This window comes from Acidisphaera sp. S103, assembly GCF_009765975.1.
Lineage (GTDB): Bacteria > Pseudomonadota > Alphaproteobacteria > Acetobacterales > Acetobacteraceae > Rhodopila.
This window is the reverse complement of the sequence record NZ_LMUJ01000034.1, coordinates 100,596-120,659: the sequence shown is the minus strand read 5'-3', so window position 1 is coordinate 120,659 and position 20,064 is coordinate 100,596. Positions and strand designations below refer to the sequence as shown.

At 67.0% G+C, this 20,064-nt stretch carries 6 protein-coding genes; 4 read left to right on the top strand and 2 right to left on the bottom strand.

Going from position 1 to position 20,064, the window contains the following annotated elements:
* Positions 1 to 11 precede the first annotated feature (11 nt).
* Genes GSQ89_RS08340 through GSQ89_RS08325 form a run of 4 tightly spaced genes read left to right on the top strand, consistent with a single transcriptional unit; the run spans position 12 to position 18,065 of the window.
* Positions 12 to 4,895 carry a non-ribosomal peptide synthetase gene (locus GSQ89_RS08340; RefSeq protein ID WP_158923915.1) on the top strand — a complete coding sequence of 1,628 codons (4,884 nt, stop codon included), beginning with the start codon at positions 12 to 14 and terminating at the stop codon, positions 4,893 to 4,895.
* Positions 4,896 to 4,897: 2 nt separating this feature from the next.
* On the top strand, positions 4,898 to 16,228 hold the full coding sequence (locus GSQ89_RS08335; protein WP_158923914.1) for a non-ribosomal peptide synthetase: 11,331 nt from the start codon (positions 4,898 to 4,900) through the stop codon (positions 16,226 to 16,228).
* A gap of 17 nt (positions 16,229 to 16,245) precedes the next feature.
* On the top strand, positions 16,246 to 16,431 hold the full coding sequence (locus GSQ89_RS08330; RefSeq protein ID WP_158923912.1) for a hypothetical protein: 186 nt from the start codon (positions 16,246 to 16,248) through the stop codon (positions 16,429 to 16,431).
* On the top strand, positions 16,428 to 18,065 hold the full coding sequence (locus tag GSQ89_RS08325; RefSeq protein ID WP_158923910.1) for a cyclic peptide export ABC transporter: 1,638 nt from the start codon (positions 16,428 to 16,430) through the stop codon (positions 18,063 to 18,065). Before GSQ89_RS08330 ends, GSQ89_RS08325 begins: the two co-directional genes overlap by 4 nt.
* Before the next feature lie 17 nt (positions 18,066 to 18,082).
* On the opposite strand, the gene GSQ89_RS08320 is transcribed toward GSQ89_RS08325, so the two are convergent.
* Positions 18,083 to 18,757, bottom strand: a complete 675-nt coding sequence (locus GSQ89_RS08320; protein WP_158923908.1) for a hypothetical protein — start codon at positions 18,755 to 18,757, stop codon at positions 18,083 to 18,085.
* Positions 18,754 to 20,064, bottom strand: a 1,311-nt coding sequence (locus GSQ89_RS08315; protein WP_158923906.1) for a transporter substrate-binding domain-containing protein, incomplete at its 5' end; no start/stop codon positions are given. The genes GSQ89_RS08315 and GSQ89_RS08320, both read right to left, overlap by 4 nt.

Below are 20,064 nucleotides of genomic sequence, written 5' to 3'. Positions count from 1 at the left end.
CGGTATCTAAAATGAACGTGACGTTCGCCAAAGGCCAGGGCGGCTTCGCTCGCTACACCGGGCGCGATTACGAAACGCATCGGGCGTTCTGGACGGATCGGCTCGCGGCGATCGAGGATCCGATCGTGCTGGACGGGGGCGATTCTGCCGCCACGCCCGGTGAGCATGCCGCGCCGCTGTCCGCCGAGGCCGAGGCAGTGCTGAGGCGGATTTCCGCAGGTTCCGATCTGGGGCGTTTCGTCGTTGTGCTGGCGGCGCTGGCGCGGGTGATGGCGGCGCATGGGGGTGGGCGCTCGATCCTGGTGGACGTTCCGCCGCTGGCGGCGATGCCGCATGCCGGCGAAACCCTGCCGCTGACGTTGCCGTTGCGCTTCGACGGTTCGGTGCGGGATCTGCTGGGTGCCACGCGGGATGTCGTGTCGGCGTGCGGCGCGCATCAGGATTTTCCGGTGCGGCGGCTTGCTGCTGCGGACTTGCCGGCGGCGCCGGTTTTTGTTGCCAGTGCGGCGCTGCATGGCCCGCAACAGGGCCAGGGCGAGGCGCCGGTGGGCGTGGTGCTGGCGGGTGACGGGTTGACCATCCGCCATGCCGACGGTTCGGGGGCGGCTGCCGCGCTGCTGGCGCGCATCGACCGAGCGCTGGTTGGGTTCGCGGATACTGGCCGGATGCTGGCTGAGATCGAACTGCTGTCGGACTCAGAACTGGCGGCGGTGTTGCGCTGGGGGCAGGGGCCGGCCGAAGTGTGGGCGCCGGCGATGATCTGGAGCCTGTTTCGCGACTGTGCCATCCGCCATGCCGGCCGTGTCGCGTTGCGCGGCGAGGGCCGGACGCTGACCTACGGCGAGTTGTTGCGCGATGCGGAGGCGCTGGGCGCGGTTTTGCGCCGGCGGCACGGCGTGCGGCCGGACGTCCTGGTTGGGCTGATGACGGCCCGGCGGGTTGAGTGGATTGTAGGCTTGTTGGGTATTCTGTGTGCCGGCGGTGCCTACCTGCCGTTGAGCGCCGATCAGCCGCGTGTTCGGCGTGCCGCTGTGCTGGATGAGGCTCGGCCCAGGTTGGTGCTGTCTTCCGACCCGCGGGTGGATGAGCCGGGCGTGTTGGGTTTGCCTTTCGGTGTTGATCCGGGCGAAGGCGTGGATGGTGGGCCTTCGCCCACCATGACGGTGGGGAATGGACATGCCGTGCTCGACGGGCCGGGTGTTCCGCCTGCGCCGGAGGACCTTGCGTATGTGCTGTATACCTCCGGTTCGACTGGTCAGCCCAAGGGGGTGATGATCGAGCATGGCGGGTTCGCCAACATGATCCGCCATCAGATCGCGACGTTCGGTGTCGGTCCCCAGGATCGGGTGCTGCAACTGGCGTCGGCGTCGTTCGACGCCAGCCTGTCGGAAATCTTCATGACGCTGCTGGCCGGGGCGGCGTTGGTCTTGATCGATGAGGAGACGATCGCCGACAAAGCGCGGTTTGTTGCGCATATGGCGGCGGAGGGAGTGACCGTCGCCACCATCACGCCGGCCTATCTGGCGGCACTGGACGGCGATAAGCTGGCGACGTTGCGTGTGCTGATCGTCGCCGGGGATACCGCCATTCCGGACATCACGCGGTCCTATGCTCGGGACAGAACGGTATTCAATGCTTATGGGCCGACGGAGGTGTCGGTGTGCGCGTCGATCCATCGGGTCGCTGCCGATGCCGGCGGGTCGATCCCGGTCGGCCGGGCGGTGGCCAATAGCCGGATCTATGTGCTGGATGGATTCGGCCGTCCGGTGGCGCCCGGGGCGACGGGGCAGATCGTGTTTGCCGGTCCGGGGGTGGCGCGCGGTTATCTCGGACGGGTCAGTGAGGCTTTTGTCGACGATCCGTTCCGGCCGGCGCAGCGTGCCTATCGTACCGGCGATCTGGGGCGGTTCCTGGCAGATGGGGCGCTCGATTTCCTGGGGCGCGACGACCGGCAGGTGAAAATCCGTGGGCATCGGGTGGAACCGGCGGAGATCGAGCAGGCGCTGCTGCGCCATGATCTGGTGCGGGAGGCGCATGTGGCGCCGGTGCGGGCGCCGGGCGGGCAGACGGAGCTGGCGGCGTGGGTGGCGCTGCGGGAGCCAGTCGAGTTGTGGCCGTCGATCGCCGAGTTCTTTGTCTATGACGACCTGGCCTATGGCGCGATGGCCGGCGATGAGCAGCGCAATGCCGCCTACCGGGCCGCGTTCATTCGGCATCTGCCTGGAAAGACGGTGTTGGAGATCGGGCCGGGCGCTGAGGCGGTCCTGACGCGGATGGCGGTCGAGGCGGGCGCTCGCAAGGTTTACGCGGTGGAGATTTCGCCCAAGGTGGCCGAGAAGGCGCGTGCCCGTATTGCCCAGGCGGGCATGGCGGACCGCGTGGAGGTCATTGTCGGCGACATTACCCGGGTGATGCTGCCGGAACGCGCGGATGTCTGCATTTCGGAGATCGTTGGGTCGATCGGCGGGTCGGAAGGGTCGGCGGTGCTGATCGAGGCCTCGCGGCGGTGGCTGCGTGATCCTGCCGCGCAACTACCCGCTCGCAGCCTGACCCGGCTGGCCGGTGTCGCACTGGGTGATCGTCTGAATGCGCTGGGTTTTCCGGAGACCGCTGCTTCCTATCTGGCGCCGATTTTTGCGCAACAGGGTGGTGCGTTCGACCTGCGGCTGTGTCTGAAGAACCTGCCGGAGGATGCGGTCGTTACGAGCGCCGACGTGCTGGAGGATCTGGATTATCGCGGTGCATTGGCGACCGGGTCTCGGCACGACATCCGGCTGGATGTGACGGCGGCGGGGCGTATCGATGGGTTGCTCGCCTGGCTGCGGCTGATCGTGGATGCGGACCATCCGGAAGAGGCCGTGGACATCATGGAGTCGGTCGCCAGTTGGCTGCCGGTGTATCTGCCGTTGGCAGAATCGTCGCCGCCGTTGGTGCCGGGCGATACGGTCGTTGGCACGGTTACCCGAAGCTTGTCGGCGAACGGGATCAACCCCAACTTCCGGGTCGAAGGTACGTACCGCCGGGGGGACATCGTGTTGGCGCCGTTCGTCTGCGATGTTCCGCATGTCGCAGACGGGTTCCGTGGGACGCCGCTGCATCGGGTGGCGTTCGACGACCAGGGCGAGCCTCGCCGCCTGGAGTCGCCACTGGAGCGGGTGCGCGACCATCTGCGGCAGGTGGTGCCGGCGGCGATGGTGCCGGCGCATATCGTCCGGCTGCCTCGGCTGCCGCTGAACGCCAGCGGCAAGATCGACCGCAATGCGCTGCCGGCGCCTTCGCGGGAGCCGGTGGAGTCGGTCGCGCCTCGATCGGCGCTGGAGGAGACATTGTGCGCCGTGTTCGCCGAGGTGCTGGGGGTGGATCGCCTGGGGATCGAGGACGATTTCTTTGCCATGGGTGGCGATTCGATCAGAGCGATCCAGATCGCCGCGCGGCTGGGTGCGCGCGGGGTCAGCCTAGTGTCGGCCGATATCCTGCAATATCGCAGCGTGGCGGCTCTGGCGCCGCATGTCAGTGCTCGAAGTGGAGCGGACGCGTCGGGGCCGGTTGAGGGGCCGTTTCCGCCGACGCCGATCCAGACATGGTTCGTGACGCAATTCTCCGCGGCACCGCATCACTTTAACCAGGCGCTGCTGCTGCGGACGGACGAGCGGCTGGACCCGGTTGGGCTTGGCGTGGCGCTGGATGCGGTCGTCGCGCACCATGATGCGCTGCGGGCTCGTTTCTGGGTTGTCGATGGCGTGCCGCGGGGGGAGATTCCGCCGCACGCGCCTGGGGTGGTTGTCGATGTAGAGAATGCGGACGCCGACGGGCTGCCTGCCCTGTGTGCTCGGTCACAGGCCAGTCTGGATATCGGGGCGGGGCCGCTGTTCCGCGTGACTCTGTTGCGAATGGCGGACGGTGACCGGGTGTTGTGGGTTATCCATCACCTCGCGGTTGATTGGGTGTCGTGGCGGATCCTGCTGGGCGATCTGGAGCAGGCTTATCGGCAGTGGCAGGCCGGGGCCTCGTTGGCGCTGCCGCCGCGCACCGCGTCGTTCATCGCCTGGGCCGACCAGGTGGCCGTGGCGGCGGCGGACCCGGCGCAGGCGTGGGAGCGGGAGCGGGCGTACTGGGGCCGCGTGGTTGGCGGCCCACTGGTGCAGTTGCCGGGCGGAAACGGCGAGGATCTTGCCGGCGATACCGCAAGCGTCGTGACCGCCATCCCTGCCGACGTGACGGCCGCGTTGCTCGGATCGGCCAACCGGGTGCATGGCACCGAGACCATCGACCTGCTGCTGGCGGGGCTGGCTCGGGCGATGCGGGATCAGGCCGGACCGGGCCGGTTCCTGGTGATGCTGGAAGGGCATGGGCGGGAATCGGCGCTGGCGCCACTGGATGTCAGCCGGACGGTGGGGTGGTTCACCTCCTTTTATCCGCTGGCGCTCGATCTAGATGGTGCCGAGACGGTGGCGGATCAGGTGCGGGCGGTGCGTGATGCCATCCGCTCGGTGCCGCGTCGTGGGGTTGGATATCTGCTGCTGGCAGATGGGATGACCGAGGCCAGGCCGCAGATCGGGTTCAACTATCTCGGGCGGCTGGACGATGACTATGCCGGATCGGACCGGCTGTTTCGGCTGGCCGAGGAGCCAGCGGGACCGGTCTGTGACCAGAACACGCGCCGGCCGCTGCCGCTGGACCTGCTGGCGAGCGTTGCCGACGGCTGTTTGCACGTGGCGCTGAACTTCAACCGGCGGCATTTCGCCGAGGCGGCGATGCAGCGGTTCCTCGATAGCTATGCCGCCGCCCTGGCCGCCATTGCCGCTGGCGGCGAAGCGGCGTCCGATTTGCCCGACTTGGCGTTGGCCGGGATTGGTGCGGACGAGCTGGACAGCATTATGCAGGACTGGACCTGAGCGTGCTGCGCCGGGACAACCTGCAGGAAATCTACCCGCTGTCGCCGATGCAGGAGGGCATGCTGTTTCATGCCGTTGAGGATCCCGCCTCGACGGCCTACTTCGAGCAGCTCAGCTTCCGCATGGCGGATGCGCCGGACGTGCCGACATTCCGGCGGCTGTGGGAACTGCTGTATCGGCGCCACGACATCCTGCGCACGGTATTCGTCTATGAGGCCGGTACCAGGCCGTTGCAGGCGGTGCTGAAGCAGGCGCCGCCGTCGATCCGGTGTGAGGACCTGCGTCGCCTGTCCCCGGCCGAACAGCAGCGGTATTTGGCGGAGTGGAAAGAGGCCGACCGGCTGGCCGGATTCGACCTCGCTGCCGCGCCGCCGTCGCGGATTGCTCGCTTCGAGCTGGGTGGCGGCGCCTGCGAGGTGGTGTTCAGCCACCACCACATCCTGTTGGACGGCTGGTGCCTGGGTATCTTGCAGCAAGAGTTCATGGCGGCATTGCAGTCGGTCACCGGTGGGGGTGGCTTGGACGACCTGCCGCCGCCGGCGCCGTTCAGCCGGTACATTGCATGGCTGGGTAAGCAGGATGCGTCCGCGGCGCGCCGTTACTGGCGGGACCGGCTTGCGGACTATGAGGAGTTGGCGTCTCCGGTGCGCGATCGGGCCGGCGCGACACAGCGGCCAGTGTCCCACTATGTCGCGTTGGATGCGGCGACGGGCGAGCGGTTGCGTGGCCTGTCGGTGCGCGCTGGGGTCACCGTGGCGACGCTGGCGCATGCGGTCTGGGGGTTGTTGCTGGGCCGTCTGCTGGACCGTGACGACGTTGTTTTCGGTTCGGTGATCGCCAACCGGCCGGAGGCTATCCTCGGCATCGAGCAGATGCTGGGACTGTTCATCAATGCCGTTCCGGTGCGGGTCACCTGGGGTGCCGGCGATAGTCTGTTGGACCTGCTCGGGCGGTTGCAGGCCGAGATGATCGCTCGCCGGTCCCATGAATTCCTGCCGCTGGCGGAGATTCAGGCCGAGGCCGGACGCACGCTGTTCGATCATGTGATGCTGGTGCAGAACTATCCGATCGAGCAGCAGATCGGCGATGGCGGCGACATCTCGGACGTCGAGTTGTTCGAGCACACGCATTATCCGCTGTCGGTCAGTGTCGTCCTCGGTGCGGCGCCGTGTTTCAAGCTGGAATACGACCCGGTTCGGTTGTCGTCGGCGGATGTGGTTCGGTTGGACGAACAACTGCGGTGGCTGGTCGAACTGCTGCTGGGGGCGCCGGAGCAGGCGCTAGAGACGTTGCCGCTGGTGTCTGGCGGTGGGGCCGCGGCTGTCGATGCGCCGGTGGCGACGACGCCTGTCGCGCAGTTTGCGGTGGCGGTGGCTCGTTATGCCGAGCGGGAGGCGGTGCGTTGTGGGGATCGCACGCTGACGTATGCCGAACTGGATCGGCTTGCCGGGGGCGTGGCGCGCAAGTTGCGATCAGCGGTGACTTTGCGGCCGGATGATCGCGTTGCGCTGCTGGCTCGGCGGTCGGAATTGTTGCCGGCGGCGATCCTTGGGGTGGCACGAGCGGGCGGGGTTTATGTGCCGATCGACCCGGGTTATCCGGCGGAGCGCATCGCCATGCTGTGCCGGGACAGTGGTGCTCGGGTGGTGTTGGCGGTGCCGGGTTCGGATGGGGCCTTGCCGGAGGACAGCCTGGATGCGGTGCCGGCCGGGTTGCCGGTGTTGATGATGGAGCCGGAGTGGGAGGCGGACGACGGTGGCGAGCCGCCTCGGCCGGCGGATCTGCTGTATGTCGCTTACACGTCCGGGTCGACCGGGCGGCCGAAGGGCGTGATGGTGGAGCATCGCAATGTCGCGGCCTTCACTTCCACGCTGGATAACGTGTTCGGCCTGGGTCCTGGCGACCGCATCCTGGCGTTGACGACGATCACTTTCGATATCTCGGTGCTGGAACTGCTGTGCAGCCTGGCACACGGCATGACCGTGGTGGTCGCGACGGAGGAGCAGGCGGCCGATCCAGAACTGGTCTTGGCGGCGATCGAGCGAGAGCGAATTTCCGTGCTGCAGGTGACGCCGTCTCGGCTGCGGACGCTTCTGGATGCTGGCGGGCCAGCGGTGCTGGCGGGGCTGAAGGTGCTGCTTGTGGGCGGCGAGAAGCTGCCTGCGGCGATGGCCGAGGAACTGGTGGCGCTGGGCGGGCCGGCGGTGTTCAACGTCTATGGTCCGACCGAGGCGACGATCTGGTCGACGACTCAGCGCCTGGGTGCGGCGCCGCTGTCCATTGGCCGAGCGCTGCCGGGTGAGACCGTGGCGATCTTGTCGCGCAACGGGCGGCTGTGCCCGGCTGGTGTGGTGGGTGAGATCTGCATTGGCGGGGTCGGGCTGGCGCGTGGCTATCTGGATCAGCCGGACCTGACGGCCGCTCGGCGTGTCGTGCATCCGGGGTCTCCGGATATGGTGCTGTATCGCACGGGCGATCTGGGCCGCTGGCGGGATGACGGCGAGATTGAAATTCTCGGGCGTGCGGATGATCAGGTGAAGCTCCGCGGCTATCGCATCGAGCCGAGTGAGGTCGAGGCGGCGCTGGCGGCGTGCGATGGCGTCGGGCAGGTGCTGGTGCGGGCCGAGGGTGACTCCGAGTTGGTGGCTTATGCGGTCGCTGAATCCGGGACGTCGGTCGCGGTGCTGCGTGAGGCGCTGGTTCGGCGGCTGCCGGCCTGGATGGTGCCGAACCGGATCGTGCTGCTGGACGCCATGCCGCTGCTGCCGAGCGGTAAGATCGATCGTAAGCGTCTGCCGGGGCCGGAGGCGGTTGTCGCGAAGGTGGCGGAACCGCCGCGCGATGCGCTGGAAGGGCGTTTGGCCGCGCTGTTCGGTGAGGTGTTGGGCGGTGGGGTGGTGCCGAGCGTTGGCGACGACTTCTTTGCCCTGGGTGGGCACAGCCTGAAGGCGTTGCAGTTGATCGCCAAGCTGCGCAAGGAATTCAGCCGCGATCTGCGATTGCGGGACCTGTTCGACGCGCCGAGTGTCGCTGGTTTGGCGGGGCGGTTGCGGGCCGCGGTGCCGGCGGCGGCGCATGCGATCGCGCTGGTGGAGGATGCGCCGTCTTATCCGTTGTCTCATGCGCAGCGGCGCATGTGGGTGCTGGAGCGGATGCTGCCTGGCAGCCCCGCCTATCTGCTGCCGGCGGCGTTCCGGATCGAGGGGGCGCTGGATGGCGCTGCCCTGTCCGCCGCGATAGACGCTCTGGTTGCCCGACATGAGGCGCTGCGCACGGTCTTTCCGTCGATCGACGGCGAGCCTCGGCAGGTGGTGTTGTCGGCCGGGCCGGTGGCCATCGAACGGCGCGATGTCTCGGCGGATGGGCTGGATGCGGCGATTCGGGACTTCTTCGGGCAGGGCTTTGCCTTGGAGGCCGAACCGCCGTTCCGCGTGGCTCTGCTGCAGCATGGTGAGGCGGCGCACACGCTGTTGTTTGGGCTGCACCATATCATCGCTGATGGGCAGACTTTGGCGATCCTGCAACGGGATCTGAACCGGCTGTATGCGTTGCCGCCGAACCGGCCGGCGCCGCCGGGTCCGCGTTATCGCTATCGGGACGTCGCGGTCTGGCAGAATGCGTTGCTGGACGGTGATGCTGTCGCCGCGGACAGAGCGCACTGGCATCGGCTGCTGGCGTTGCCGCTGCCGCCGCTGGAGCTGATTCCGGATTATCCGCGGCCGGCTGTGGCCGATCCGCGCGGCGAGACGCTGGTCGTCTCGTTCGACCTGGCGGAGAGCAACACGCTGCGGCGGCTGGCGCGCGACGGCGGTGCCACGTTGTTCATGACCGCGGCTGCGTTGGTGGCTGTGCAGTTGCGCGGTCAGGGGGCGCCGGAGGTGCGCCTCGGGTTCCCGGTGGCGGGGCGCACCCATCCGGATCTTCAGGACGTGGCCGGGGTGTTCATCAATACCCTGGTGCTGCGCCTCGCGATCGATGGTGCGGCGGACTTTGCCGCTGCGCTGGCCGGAACTCGCGCGGCGGTGCAGGGGGCGCTGGAGCATCAGCATTATCCGTTCGACCGGCTGGTGGATGAGTTGCAGGTCAGCCGCGATCCGGGTCGTTCGCCGATCTTCGATGTGATGGTGACGTTCGAGCCTGCCGCTGCTGGCGCGTTGCGGCTTGGTGCCGCCAGTGTCTCGCCGCTGGCGCTGCCGGCGACGGCCAGCCGCTTCGATTTGACGTTCGCTTTTGCCGAGACATCGGATTCGAGGATCAGTCTGGCGTTGGAATACCGCACGTCGCTGTTTGCGCCGGCGCGTATCGCCGGTTTTGCGGCGCAGTTGCGGACGCTGCTGGGGGGGCTGCGGGCGACGCCGGATTGCCCTGTCGAGCGGCTGCTTCTGCTCGACGGTGCCGCGACGGCGGCGTTGGCCGCGGCGAACCAGACCGCGGTGGTGTGGCCGGCGGGGGAGACGCTGGTGGACCTGGTCCTCGCCCAGGTGGATCGCACGCCGGATGCGATCGCCGTGGTCGATGAGGCGGGCAGCCTGTCGTATCGCGCGCTGTTGGACGCGGGTTCGGCTTTGGCGCACCGGTTGGTGGGTTTTGGCGGGGATGGCGTTCGGGTTGCTCTGCTGGCGGAGCGGACCGTCGAGGCGGTGGTCGGGGTCATCGGCATTTTGCTGGCTGGTGGGGCGTGGGTGCCGCTCGATCCGGCACAGAGCGATCAGCGCCTGGGGGAACTGCTGACCGCCAGCGGTTGCGTTGCTGTGGTGACGGCGGGGTCTGGGTTGACCGAACGCGCTGGTGGGCTGACCGAACTGCCGGTGCTGGAAGCGGATCGGGATGCCGTGGGTGGGGGCTTGGCGGCTGCGCCGGTAAGGCCGGAGTCGCCGGCTTATGTCATCTATACCTCGGGCACCACGGGCGTGCCGAAAGGCGTCGTTGTGCCGCATCGAGCGGCGGTGAACCTGGCGCATTGGTTGGATCGCGACTTGTACGATCACCTGGGACGCGGGCTGCGGCAGGCGGCGATGGCGTCGCTGGTATTCGACGTGTCGGTGCACGAGATCTTTGGGTCGTTGCCGCGGGGCGATACGCTCTACCTGGTGCCGGAGGCTGTTAAGCGGGATCCTCGGCGGCTGGATGCGTTCCTGTTCCGGCATGGTATCGAGGTGTTGAGTATTACGCCGTCGCTGCTGGCGGTGGGGCTGGAGGCCGGGTTGTGGGCGGATCGGTTCACTCTGCGGCATCTGACCATCGGCGCGGAGGCGCTGACCGGGGCTTTGGTGGATCGGCTGCTGTCGGCGCCGCATCGGCGGAGCGCGGCGCTGTGCAATCTGTATGGTCCGACCGAGTGCTGCGTCGAGTGCATCTGCCACCGCATCATTCCCGGAGTGGCCGAGGCGGCGGTGCCGATTGGCCGGCCGATAGCCAATACTCGGGTGCATCTGCTGGATGAGCGTCTGCGGCCGGTGCCGTTCGGCGTGGCGGGGGAAATCTGCCTGGCGGGCAGCGGCCTGGCGGATGGGTATCTCGGCCAGTCGGAATTGACGGCGGAACGGTTTGTGACGTTGCCCGGCCAGCCGGAGGAGCGTGTTTATCGGACCGGTGATTTGGCCTGGCGTCGCGTCGATGGTGCCATCCAGTTCCTGGGCCGGCGTGACAACCAGGTGAAGATCCGCGGCTATCGCATCGAACTGGCGGAGGTCGAGCATCACGTGCTGCGCCAGCCCGGTGTGCGGGCCGCCGTGGTGTTGCCGGTTGAGGATGCGCTGGCCTGCTGGTTCGTGGCCGAGGGAGAGGCAGACGTTGGGTCGTTGCGCACCGCACTGGCGGTGGCGCTGCCGCCTTACATGGTGCCGTCGCATTTGATTCCGGTCGCGGCGTTGCCGGTGACGGTCAGTGGGAAGATCGACCGGGCTGCCCTGCCGGCTCCGGCGCCGTCGGGCGAGGTTACGGCGGAACCGCCCGTTGGACCGGTGGAGCAGGCGTTGGCGGCGATCTGGGGTGACGTGCTGGGTTGCGGTGCCGTCGGCCGTTCGGACGATTTCTTTGCGTTGGGCGGGCACAGCCTGAAAGCGGTGCGAGTGGTGACGGCGGTGCGCGACCGGCTGGGTGTGGACCTGCCGTTGTCGGCGCTGTTCGCGGCGCCGACGATCGCGCAGCAGGCGTTGTTGCTGGCGACGCCTGAGCCCGTGGAGGCTGACGGCGTTGTGCCGCATGCGCCGGAGCAGGACGACTATCCGCTGACCGCGGCGCAGCTTCGGTTGTGGCTGCTGGCGCAGGGTGACGGCAACGCCGCCTATGGGTTGGCGGCGGGATTCCGGCTGGATGGTGCGCTCGATTTGCCGGCGTTGGAGGCGGCGCTGGAGTCGTTGGTCCAGCGGCACGAGAGTTTGCGCACCGTTTTTCCGGTAGTCGATGGTGAGCCTCGCCAGTGTGTGCTGCCGGTCCGGCCGTGGCGTGTTGTGGTGGCGCCGCTTTCGGCCGGCGAGGACGTGGCGACTGCCTGCCAGGAAGCGGCGGCGGCTCCGTTCGATCTGGCGGTCGGGCCGCTGCTGCGGGTTCGGCTGTGGAAGGTCGCGGACGACCGGCATGTGCTGTTGGTGGCACTGCATCACATCATCGGCGACGCGGCCTCACTGGATGTGCTGATGCGTGAGCTTGTGACGTTGTATCGCGATGGTGAGTTGGCGTTGCCTCCGCTGACCCGTCAGGCGCGTGATTTCGCGGTGTGGGAGGAGCGGCGGGCAGACGATCCTCGGCAGGCGGTCAGCCGCGATTACTGGCTGACGAAGCTGGGTGGCGAACGTCCTGTCCTGGAATTGCCGACCGATTATCCGCGGCCGGCGTTGCGGGGCTGGCAGGGGCGAACGCTGGACGCCCGCTTGCCCGCTGCCGTTGCCGAGGGGCTGGAAGCGCTGGCTCGGGGCGAGGGTGTCAGCCTGTATGTGATGCTGCTGGCGCTATCGAAACTGCTGCTGCGTCGGTGGAGCGGGCAGGACGACATCCTCCTCGGCACCGTGGTCACTGGGCGGGACAGCGCGGCGCTGGACGGGCAGATCGGATTCTACGTCGATACACTGGCGTTGCGGGACATAGTGCGTTCGGACGAGCCGTTCGTCGACTTGGTCCGGCGGGTGCGTGACACGCTGGATCAGGCGGTGGCCCATCGGCGGTGTGGTTTTGACTCGATCGTGCGGGCGCTGGGGGCGGGCGGCGATTTGTCACGCAATCCGCTGTTCGACGTCATGCTGGTGCTGGAGACGGCGGTTGAGGCAGCGCCGTCGGTTCCGGGGCTGCGCATTTCGCCGCTGCCGCTGGAAAGCGGGATCAGCAAGCTGGACCTGACATTCCACTTCCGCCGCGATGCCGAGGGGTTGGGGGTCGCGATTGAGTATCGCACTGATCTGTTCGCCGAGGCGCGTATCCGGCGGATGCTGGGGCATGTGCGGGCGCTGGCTGAGAGCGTTACTCGGGATCGGGCTTCTCCGGTCGGGCAGTTGGAGATGTTGCCGGCGGAGGAGCGGGCGCTGCTGGCTCGGTTTGCCGATGGTGGCGTGTTGCCGGTGCCCGACGGCCGCATCCAGGATTTGTTTGCCGCGCAAGTCGCGGCAGTGCCGGATCGGGCGGCGGTTGTCTCGCCGAGCGGCGTCCTGAGTTATCGGCAGCTTGATCGCATGGCCAAACGTGTGGCGGCGTTGCTGATCGGGGCGGGGCGGTTGCGAAGCGGAGAGGCGGTCCTGGTGATGCTCGACCGGACGGAATCTTGGCTGGCTGCGCTGCTGGGCACGTTGAAGGCAGGGGGTGTCTATATGCCGGCGGACCGGCAGCATCCGCCGGGCCGGGTCACCTCGATGCTGCGGCGCAGCCATTGCCGGCTGGCGCTGGCGGAGATGGCGCCTCCTGGCATGACGAAGCTGGCGGAGCAGGATGGGCTGTCTCTGTTTGTCTCGGCGGAGCAGCCGGACGATGTGGGGGCGTCGCTGCCGGATGACACCGCGTATCTGATCTTCACCTCGGGGTCGACGGGTGAGCCGAAGGGCGTGGTGCTGGGGCATCGCGGCTTCGTCAACATGATTACCCGGCAGATCGAGACGTTTGGCGTCGGGCCGGAGGATCGGGTCGTGGCGTTTGCGTCGCCGGCGTTCGATGCGTCGCTGTCCGAGGTGTTTATGGCGCTGCTGTGTGGGGCCGCCGTCGTTCCCGCCGATGCCGGGACGGTCGCGGATGCTCGTGTGTTTCCGGACTATCTGCACCGCTATGGCGTTACGGTGGCGACACTGCCGCCAGCCTATTTGTCGGCGCTGGGCCGGCCGGATCTGGGGACCTTGCGGGTGCTGATTACCGCGGGGGAGGCGCCGGTGGCCGCCGACCTGCGGCATTACGCGAGCCGGCTGCGCTACTTCAACGCCTACGGCCCGACGGAGACGTCGGTGTGCGCGACGATCTGGGAGGTGCCGGCGGATGGGCCGGCGGATGACGATCTGCCGGTTGGGCGGCCGTTGACGAACACCAGTATCCATGTGCTGGACGCCGATCTGCAGCCGGTGCCGGTGGGCGTGGCGGGTGAGATCTGCGTCGCCGGCATGGGGCTGGCGTTCGGCTATCTGGGCAATCCGGACCTGACCGGGCTGAGCTTCGTCGATGGCCTCGGGACGCGGCTGTATCGCACGGGCGACCGGGGCGTGTGGCGGCCGGATGGGCTGCTGTCGTATGGCGGACGGATCGATCGGCAGGTGAAGATCCGTGGCCAGCGCGTGGAGCCGGCTGGTGTTGAGCGCGCCTTGGAGGCGTTGCCGTCGGTGGCTCAGGCGCTGGTGCTGGCTTGCGGGCAGGACGCTACCGATCGGCATCTGGTGGCCTGGCTGGTTCGGCGGGACGGCATCGAGCCGCCGTCAAGCGAGGCGATACGAGGCCGGCTGGCTGAGACGCTGCCGTCGGCGCAGGTGCCGGCACATATCGTCTGGCTGGATGCGTTCCCGCGCACAGTCAACGGCAAGATCGACCAGGCCGCTTTGCCGATGCCGGCTGTGGCCGACGCGGTCGATCATGCGCCGCCACGGACCGACGACGAAGCCTTACTGGCGGAGGTGTTCGCCCAGGTACTGGGGGTCGAGCGGGTCGGCATCCATCAGAATTTCTTTGAGCTGGGTGGGGATTCCATCCGGCTGCTGCAGGTGACGGCAGAGCTTGGCCGGCGGCAGCGGCGTATCGCGATTGCCGAGGTTTACCGGCATCCCACGGTCGCCGGGCTGGCGGCGGAGATGCAGGCGGGCGAAATCGGCGCCGAACAGGGACTGATTGTCGGGCCGGCGCCGCTGACCGCCGCGCAGGCCTGGTTCTTCCGGACGTATCGCGGCAACCGCAACCACTTCAACCAGTCCGTGCTGCTGCGGGTCCGTGGTCGGCTGGACGTGGACGGGCTGGAAACCGCGATGCGGGTGGTGGTGCGCCATCACGACGCGCTGCGGATCAGCATTGCCGCGCGCGACGGTGGCTGGCGGCAGCATTTCGGCGATGTGCCGGGCGGTCCGATCGCCTCGCTGATCGATCTGCGCGATACGGCGGATGCGGATGCAGAGATGAGCCGGCATGCGGAGGTTGTGCAGCGCGGCCTGGACCTGGCGGCCGGACGGGTGGTGGCCGCGGTGCTGTGCCGGCTGCCTCGGCAAGATGCCGTGCTGTTGGTGATCCACCATCTGGCGGTCGATGCGGTCAGTTGGCGGATAGTGTTGGATGACCTGGCGGTGGCGCTGGATGCCGGCCGTCAGGGACGGGTGCTGCAGTTGCCGCCGAAGACTCACGCCTTCCGGGATTGGGCTGAACACCAGGCGCGGGCGGCACTGTCTCCGGCGTTGGCGGCGGAGCGTGCCGGATGGGCGGCGGTATGCCGGATAGCGGACGATCTGCCGTCCGGCATCGTGCGCGATCGAGTCAGCCATACGAGGCGGATAGTCGAAAGTTCATTAATGGCAGGGCAACGCAATCTGGAGCCGGTGTTGCTGGCGGCGTTCGCGCGCGCCCTGCGGCGGCACAAGGTGGTCTCCGGGCCGGCCGTCGTCACACTGGAGGCGCATGGGCGGGAGAACATCGTCGAGGGCCTCGACGTCAGCCGCACGGTCGGTTGGTTTACCAGCCTCTATCCGGTGCGGCTGGACTTGGCGGGGCTTACCGGTGACGCGGCGGTGGCGGCGGTTCGGCGGGCCTTGGAGGCGGTGCCCAATCGAGGCGCCGGGTTTGGCATGCTCGCCGAACTGACGCCGGCGCCGGAATTGCAGCGCCTGCCTGGCGGTATCGGCTTCAACTACCTCGGCCGCATCGCCGCGCCGGCGGGCAGTGATCTGTTCGAACCGGGACTGGCCAGCCTCGGCGATCCTGTCGATCCGGGTTCGCTCGCCCCATTCGCAATCGACCTGCTGGCTAGTATCGAGGACGACACGCTGAATTTAATTTTGTCGCATGGCACGGCGGTGTTGGACGCGGCGGTAGGGGAACAGGTGATCGGCACGATCGTCGACGAATTATGCCGGCTGCCGGCCGCGGGATCCGCGATGCCACCCGCTGTCAGGCCGTATATCGGCCGGGTGGCGGATGATGTGCCGCTGCGCCTGCATCCGGACCGGCCGCACGCTGTCTTCGCCATGCCGCCGCTGTTCGGCTACGGCGCAGCATTTCGCAATGTCGGGGAACAGCTGACCAATGTCGCCTTCCATGCGTTCGACTTTATCGAGGGTGACGACCGGATCACGCGCTATGTCCGAGCGATCAGGGCACATGCGGGGGGACGGCCGTTGACCATGCTTGGCTATTCCGGCGGCGGCAACCTGGCGTTCGCGGTTGCCAAAGGGCTCGAAGACGCCGGCACGCAGGTCGCTCGGGTCATCCTGCTGGATGCACCGATGAAACTGCATGCGATCGAGCAGGATGATGCGGCAATTCAAGCGATGATGGATAACAACCTGGGCTATTTCCGCGACCGCTTGGCGAACGACGCCGATTATGGCGCCTACATGTTGCAGCCGGACCTGCGGGCGCTGATGCTGCGGAAGATGGAGGCGTTCATCCGCTATCTGAATGGCCTGATCGATGACGGACGTATTGATGCCGACATTCACCTGTTGCGGTCGGCGCAGGATTGGGCGACGCCGGCGGAATGGAACGGATGGGCCGATCACACCAATGGCAGGTTCGCCATCCATCAGGGCACAGGTGACCACTCCCACATGACCGAGGGCGAATCGCTCGACAGAAATACCCGGATCATCCTGCGCATCCTGGCGGGAGATTCGGCGGATGATGGTACACCGCGTGGGCCGGTTTCGCCCGCTGGCCTGATCCAAACCTGAACGGAAGGTAAACGAACATGCTTCCCCTGCTGCTGGGCCTTTATGTCGCGGTTGCCGCGGCGCTCGCCTTTATCGGGCGGGACACCCGCGTCGGACCCGTCTTGATCTTTCTGGTCTCGATCTTCATCACCCCGATCTTCCCGGCGATCTATGTGATGGTCGCGCGCCTCGAACGGAAGGATGAGCGCGTGGCCCGCGGATGAAGCTTTTCCGCTTTATCAAGCCGTCGAGTTCGGCCGCCGCTGCTCAATTCCTGATCGTATCGCTGCTCGCCGGGGTGATGAATGCCGGCGTGCTGGTGATCGTCAATTTCGCATCCCAGACCGCCTATGGCACCGTCTGGAGCTTCTATCTGTTTTTCATCTTTCTGCTCGCGGTCTCGGTGTATTTCGTCGCGCAAAGCCACGCCTTCGGCATGGTGGCGGTCGAGGTCGAGGCGACAGTATACCGAGCGCGCTTGGAAGTACTGGATCTGGTCCGACGCTGTGAACTGCTGAGTATCGAGGCCACTGGCGAGGCGCGAATCCTGGGCGCGATGACGGGGGAGGCGCAGCGCCTGTCGGCGGCGATGGCGCAACTCACCACCGGCTTGCAGTCTGCGCTGGTGGCGGTGATCACCGCAGCCTACATCGCCTATGTCTCGGGTGCCGCCTTTGCATTGTGGGTCATATCGGTGGCGGTCGCGGCATACATGATCCTGCGGCAATGGGGGATTTCGCAGGATCTGCTGATCCGCGCGACGGTGAAGGACGGCGAGTTCCAGGATACCAGTGCTGCGCTGCTGCACGGCTTCAAGGAGGTGAAGCTGAGCCGCCGGCGGGCGGACGCGCTGTACGAAGAACTGTTCGGGCTTGCCGACGAATCGCGGGCGATACGAGCGGAGGCTCAGGCGGGGATGAACCGCAGCTTCGTCGTCGGCCAGGTACTGTTCTTCCTGTTGATCGGTTCCATGGTTTTCCTGCTGCCGGCGCTTGGCACGATCTCGGCCAAGACCCTGGGGCAGGCCACGATGGCGGTGCTGTTCGTGCTAGGACCTGTCAGTATGATTATCGGCGCTATCCCGGCGTTGTCCAGCGCGGAAGCGGCAGCGCGGGCCATCTACGACCTTGAAGCGACCCTGCAGGCCCAAATCAAGGCCGAGAGCTCGCTGCTGGCGAACGACCCGGCGCCGCTTCCCGAACGCAAGGATTTCCGTTCGCTTGAACTACGTGGCGTCACCTTCCGCTACCCGCGCAATGAACGTGGCAGCGGATTCGTGCTGGGGCCGTTGGATTTCCGGGTGAACGCCGGTGAAACGGTGTTCATCACCGGCGGCAACGGTGCGGGCAAGTCGACCTTCCTGCGCATCCTGACCGGCCTGTATCCGGCGCAGGGCGGAGAAATCCTGGTGGACTCCCGGCCAGTGGATGAGGCGAATCTGCAGGATGTGCGCGATCGCATCGCCGCGGTCTTCTCCGACTACTTCCTGTTCCGCAAACTTTACGGACTGACCGACACGATGGAGCCGGATGAAGCGGATGCGCTGTTGCGGGAGATGGCAATCGCCGACAAGGCAGCGATCCGTGACGGCGCGTTCACCACGGTGCAGTTGTCGACTGGTCAACGCAAGCGGCTGGCGCTGATCGCCGCCGTGCTGGAGGGCAAGCCCCTGCTGGTACTGGACGAATGGGCGGCCGACCAGGACCCCGTGTTTCGCCGTAAATTCTACGAGGAGGTGCTGCCGTCGCTGAAGGCGCGCGGCATTACCATTATCGCCGCGACGCATGACGACCGGTGGTTCCACCTCGCCGACCGTCAGATCCGGCTGTCCGAGGGCCTTATCGTTCCGGTGGACTGAACCGAGCGCCGGTCGCGTCAGGTGCCGGGCTGGACTGGTGGTGGCGCCGGCCCCGCCAGCATTCGTTGTGTCGCCCGACCAGTCAGCCACCGGCGCAGCGCGGTCAGCAGGGCGAAACCGGCCTGGAAGATGACGCCGAACAACACGATCCCGAACGCGAACAGCGCGAACTGGCCCAGGCGGGTGGGCGTCCGGTCGGCTTGGCGAAGGATGATGCCGATCGCCTCCCGCACCCCGATCGCCGCCGCGGCGCCGGAGGCCATGACCAGGACGAAGAAGGCGCGTCCGACATTCGGCAGGAACAGCAAGGCGGTCGCCGGGGCGTTCAGGCGCAACTGATGCAACGCGTCCAGCCCGCTCTCTGCGATGTAGTAGGCGGAGTAGGGCAGCAGCGACAGCGCGACGATCGTCACGCCGGACAGAGGGATCCGTACCGACAGGACCGATATCTCCGACGGGATGATGTTCAGCAGGAAGAACATCACGACGAAGGTGGGGGATGCCCGCATCAGGGCGACCAGCGCGCCGGCGAACCTGGCGGGCAGGCCTGGCCGGACCTGCGCCAGCGCGAGCGGGATGCCCAGCACGAAGCCGCCGATCAGCGCCAGCACCGCGATGTGCAGATTGACGGCGATACCTCCCAGGACCTGCCACGGGAAATCCGGTGGCAGGTTGCCAAACAGCGCCTTCATGCCAGACCGGCTCGGCGTTGCAGGAACCACCGCAGCGAGGCGGACAGCCGCACCACCACTGCGACAATCAGGATATAGAACACCAACATCACCCAGTAGATACTGGTTCGGCTGCTGGCGAACGAACCGATATCGGTCAACTGGTTCAACAGCTCTGGCGCGCCGATGAAGCTGGCAACCGGCGTGCCCTTCGCCGCATTGATCAGGAACGCCTCGATTTGTTTGGCCGACAGGCAGACTGCGCGGAAAAACAGGTGCGAATCATCGGCCGACCGAGCGGTGAAGTCGAGTCGGATCGCGGCGACGGTCTCCGCGATGGCCTGGCCGGCGTTTGCACCGTTGATCAGCCCAAGGACCGCGATGGCCGCGATCATCACCGTCAGCGGCGTGAATTCGGCGAACCCGCGCAGCAAAGCCGCGGCGACGATGAGTGTCATGATCGGTGGCGATGACTGCAGGACGATCACCACCAGACGCGCCGGCCATCTCAGCAAGCGGGATGAAGCGCTTGCCAGGGCGCCGACGGTGAGCGCCACCAGCAAGGTCGCGACGATCGTGCCAGCGACCAGCAGCAGCGAGTTGACGATGCCGGCTCGGAACAAAGACCAGGCATGCTCCGTCTCCAGCATCGGCAGCGCGACACGGATCGATAGTTTTGCGCTCAGCCACGCCTCCACGGCGGCCACCTGGGGGGCGAAGCTGGTCGGCTGCAAATCGGACGTGGCGGGCGGCAGGTTGCAGGCCGGGTCGCTCAGTCCGGATGCGGTGGCACACACGCCTTGCCAGGCGGCTTGCTGCTGTTCCAGGAACCGTGTCGCGATCTGATGTGTCCGCGCCATGCCGATCAGCACGCCGTCGCGATGAAAGATCTGGAGGATGAGAGACAGGGCCTGTTGAAGGTCGTGCGCACCGCCGCGGGCGACCGCCATACCCCACGGAACGGGAGCGAAGTCGAATTTGGCGGCGTATCGTTTGGCGAAGTCAGGGTCGCTGAGCGATCTCGCGAAGAAGCTGCTGTCCTGCGCGACGATCTGACATTCATCATGTTCCAGGCCGCTGACTAACTGTTGTGGGCTGGTGTACAGCATCAGGCGGGCGCCATGCTCCGCCAGTTCCCAGCTTGAGTTGTTGCCGACCGTGACGCAGACCGTTTCGCCGGAAATGTTGTGCCAGCCGCTGATAGGCATGGCGCGGTCGGCAATGACGACCGTGTCTGACTCGTAGTAATCCGGGTTGACGAATTGGACCAGCGGCGCTCGCCCGGTGGTGTATCCCATGGTCGCGATCACAACGTCGACCTGCCCCTC